2 rRNA genes are annotated in these 3,388 nt (G+C 53.5%); both read right to left on the bottom strand.

The window, feature by feature from the left end:
• Window positions 1-123 precede the first annotated feature (123 nt).
• Window positions 124-238: ribosomal RNA gene (gene rrf, locus BUB54_RS19370) — 5S ribosomal RNA — on the bottom strand.
• A gap of 113 nt (window positions 239-351) precedes the next feature.
• Window positions 352-3,084 (bottom strand): 23S ribosomal RNA (locus BUB54_RS19365).
• Window positions 3,085-3,388: the final 304 nt, after the last annotated feature.

Here is a 3,388-nt window from a genome sequence, read left to right as displayed (position 1 = left end):
CCTTCAGGTTATGAGCCTGACGAGCTACCGGGCTGCTCCACCCCGCGTCATTGATTTTACCGCCCTTACTTTGCCTATTTGGCATTTTGGGGCGGTTATTATGTTTTATTGATAGGCTGGAAGACCTGGCGGCGACCTACTCTCCCGTGCCTTAAGACACAGTACCATGGGCGCTGGGGATTTTCACGTCCGAGTTCGGGATGGGATCGGGTGTAGGCTCCCCGCCAAAGCCACCAGGTCATCCAGCCTATCAATATGATTTATCTGGGTGAATGGTTTTGGTGCGTTTTATGTGTGTGATTTCAGCAATTTTTTGGATGGATGATTGCTGCTTATGGGGTTGGTGAGGAGATTTTGAACTCTATCGGGTGATTAGTACCGGTTAGCTTCGCAAGTTACCTTGCTTCCACACCCGGCCTATCGACGTGATGGTCTTTCACGACCCTCAGGGAGGCCTAGTTTTGAGGTAAGTTTCCCGCTTAGATGCTTTCAGCGGTTATCTTTTCCGTACTTAGCTACCCGGCTGTGCCGCTGGCGCGACAACCGGTACACCAGAGGTACGTCCATCCCGGTCCTCTCGTACTAGGGACAGATCCTCTCAAGCCTCCAACACCCACGGCAGATAGGGACCGAACTGTCTCACGACGTTCTAAACCCAGCTCACGTACCACTTTAATCGGCGAACAGCCGAACCCTTGGGACCTGCTCCAGCCCCAGGATGTGATGAGCCGACATCGAGGTGCCAAACCTCCCCGTCGATGTGGACTCTTGGGGGAGATCAGCCTGTTATCCCTAGAGTACCTTTTATCCGTTGAGCGATGGCCCTTCCATGCGGAACCACCGGATCACTATGGCCGACTTTCGTCTCTGCTCGAGCTGTCACTCTCGCAGTCAGGCGGGCTTATGCCATTGCACTCAACAGCCGATGTCCGACCGGCTTGAGCCCACCATCGCGCGCCTCCGTTACTTTTTGGGAGGCGACCGCCCCAGTCAAACTGCCCACCATGCAGGGTCCCGATCCCGGATAACGGGATTCGGTTAGACATCAGAAGAATTCAGGGCGGTATTTCAAGGTTGGCTCCACCGGAGCTAGCGCCCCGGGTTCGATGCCTCCCGCCTATCCTACACAGCATTCTCCTAATGCCACTGCAAAGTTGCAGTAAAGGTTCATAGGGTCTTTCCGTCTGACCGCGGGTACCCCGCATCTTCACGGGGAATTCAATTTCGCTGAGCCTACGCTGGAGACAGTGGGGAAGTCGTTACGCCATTCGTGCAGGTCGGAACTTACCCGACAAGGAATTTCGCTACCTTAGGACCGTTATAGTTACGGCCGCCGTTTACCGGGGCTTCAATTCAGTGCTTGCACACCTCCTCTTAACCTTCCGGCACCGGGCAGGCGTCAGACCGTATACGTCGTCTCTCGACTTCGCACAGCCCTGTGTTTTTACTAAACAGTCGCTACCCCCTCTTTTGTGCCACCCAACCATGGTTGCCCACGATTGGGTCTCGCTTATCCCGAAGTTACGCGAGTAATTTGCCTAGTTCCTTCAGCATAGTTCTCTCAAGCGCCTTGGTATACTCTACCAGTCCACCTGTGTCGGTTTCGGGTACGGTCTATATGCTAGAGCTATTTCCTGGAATGCTCAAAAAGCCAGATCAATCCAATAAGACCTGACAACATCTTGCATTCGTCACTTCTAGCAGGCTCAGGAATATTCACCTGATTCCCATCGACTACGGCTTTCGCCCTCGCCTTAGGGGCCGGCTCACCCTGCGCGGATTAACCTTGCGCAGGAACCCTTGGACTTTCGGCGACAGAGTTTCTCACTCTGTTTGTCGCTACTCATGTCAGCATTCGCACTTCTGATACCTCCAGGACCGCTCACGCGTATCCCTTCGCAGGCCTACAGAACGCTCCGCTACCGCGTGCAAAGCACGCCCACAGCTTCGGTATATGGCTTGAGCCCCGTTACATTTTCGGCGCAGGATTTCTATTAGACCAGTGAGCTATTACGCTTTCTTTAAAGGATGGCTGCTTCTAAGCCAACCTCCTGGTTGTTTTGGAATTCCCACATCCTTTCCCACTTAGCCATAATTTGGGGACCTTAGCTGGTGGTCTGGGCTGTTTCCCTCTCGACGATGGACCTTAGCACCCACCGTCTGTCTGCCGTACAAAGCTCCTGGGTATTCGGAGTTTGGTTAGGTTTGGTAAGTCTTTGGGACCCCCTAGCCCATCCAGTGCTCTACCCCCCAGGGTATACATACGACGATCTACCTCAATAGATTTCGCGGAGAACCAGCTATCTCCAAGTTTGATTGGCCTTTCACCCCTAGCCACAGCTCATCCCCGACTTTTTCAACAGGCGTGGGTTCGGCCCTCCAGTGGGTGTTACCCCACCTTCAGCCTGGCCATGGCTAGATCACTTGGTTTCGGGTCTTCTGCCCGCGACTGAATGCCCTATTCAGACTCGCTTTCGCTGCGCCTACGCCTACCGGCTTAAGCTTGCCGCGAACAGAAACTCGCTGACCCATTATACAAAAGGTACGCCGTCACACCAAAAGGTGCTCCGACTGCTTGTAGGCATCCGGTTTCAGGTCTCTTTCACTCCCCTTGTCGGGGTGCTTTTCACCTTTCCCTCACGGTACTTGTTCACTATCGGTCACCAGGGAGTATTTAGGCTTGGAGGATGGTCCCCCCATGTTCAGACAGGGTTTCACGTGCCCCGCCTTACTCAAGTCCTCAAATGTTGCCTTCGCATACGGGGCTATCACCCATATTGCCGGACTTTCCAGACCGTTCTGCTAACGTCACTTGAGGCACTGGCCTGCTCCGCGTTCGCTCGCCACTACTAGCGGAATCTCAATTGATGTCTTTTCCTCCAGGTACTGAGATGTTTCAGTTCCCCGGGTTCGCCTCCGCAACCTATGTATTCAGTTACAGATCCTCTTACGAGGGGGTTTCCCCATTCGGATGTCCATGGATCAAAGCCTGCTCGCGGCTCCCCATGGCTTTTCGCAGCGTGCCACGTCCTTCATCGCCTCCTGGTGCCAAGGCATCCACCGAATGCCCTTTTGTCGTTCAATTCTCCTCACCACACAACAAGAGTATTGAACAAACTCTTGCGTGCTACCCACCATAAACAGGAACCATCCATCAGATTTCCGATCCTTTCTCCATCAAGCTTACCAACCGCTAGGAACAGCCAGTAAACCAAACTTCAACGAATGAACCGATCCTCCAACAGCGTTTGACTGATTTGGCAGATGAGATCACACACATGCACTGAACACTCAAACCATCTCGTGTTTCGCTTCAAGCTCACGCTCTCCACGGGTCAGACAACCCAACACAAGAGGCTCGGAATGACCTTACGATCAATACGCGCAT

This window comes from Acidocella aminolytica 101 = DSM 11237 (assembly GCF_900129125.1).
Taxonomy (GTDB): Bacteria; Pseudomonadota; Alphaproteobacteria; order Acetobacterales; family Acetobacteraceae; genus Acidocella; species Acidocella aminolytica.
Note: the sequence above shows the minus strand (reverse complement) of the source record. Positions and strands in the feature narration are given on the sequence as shown.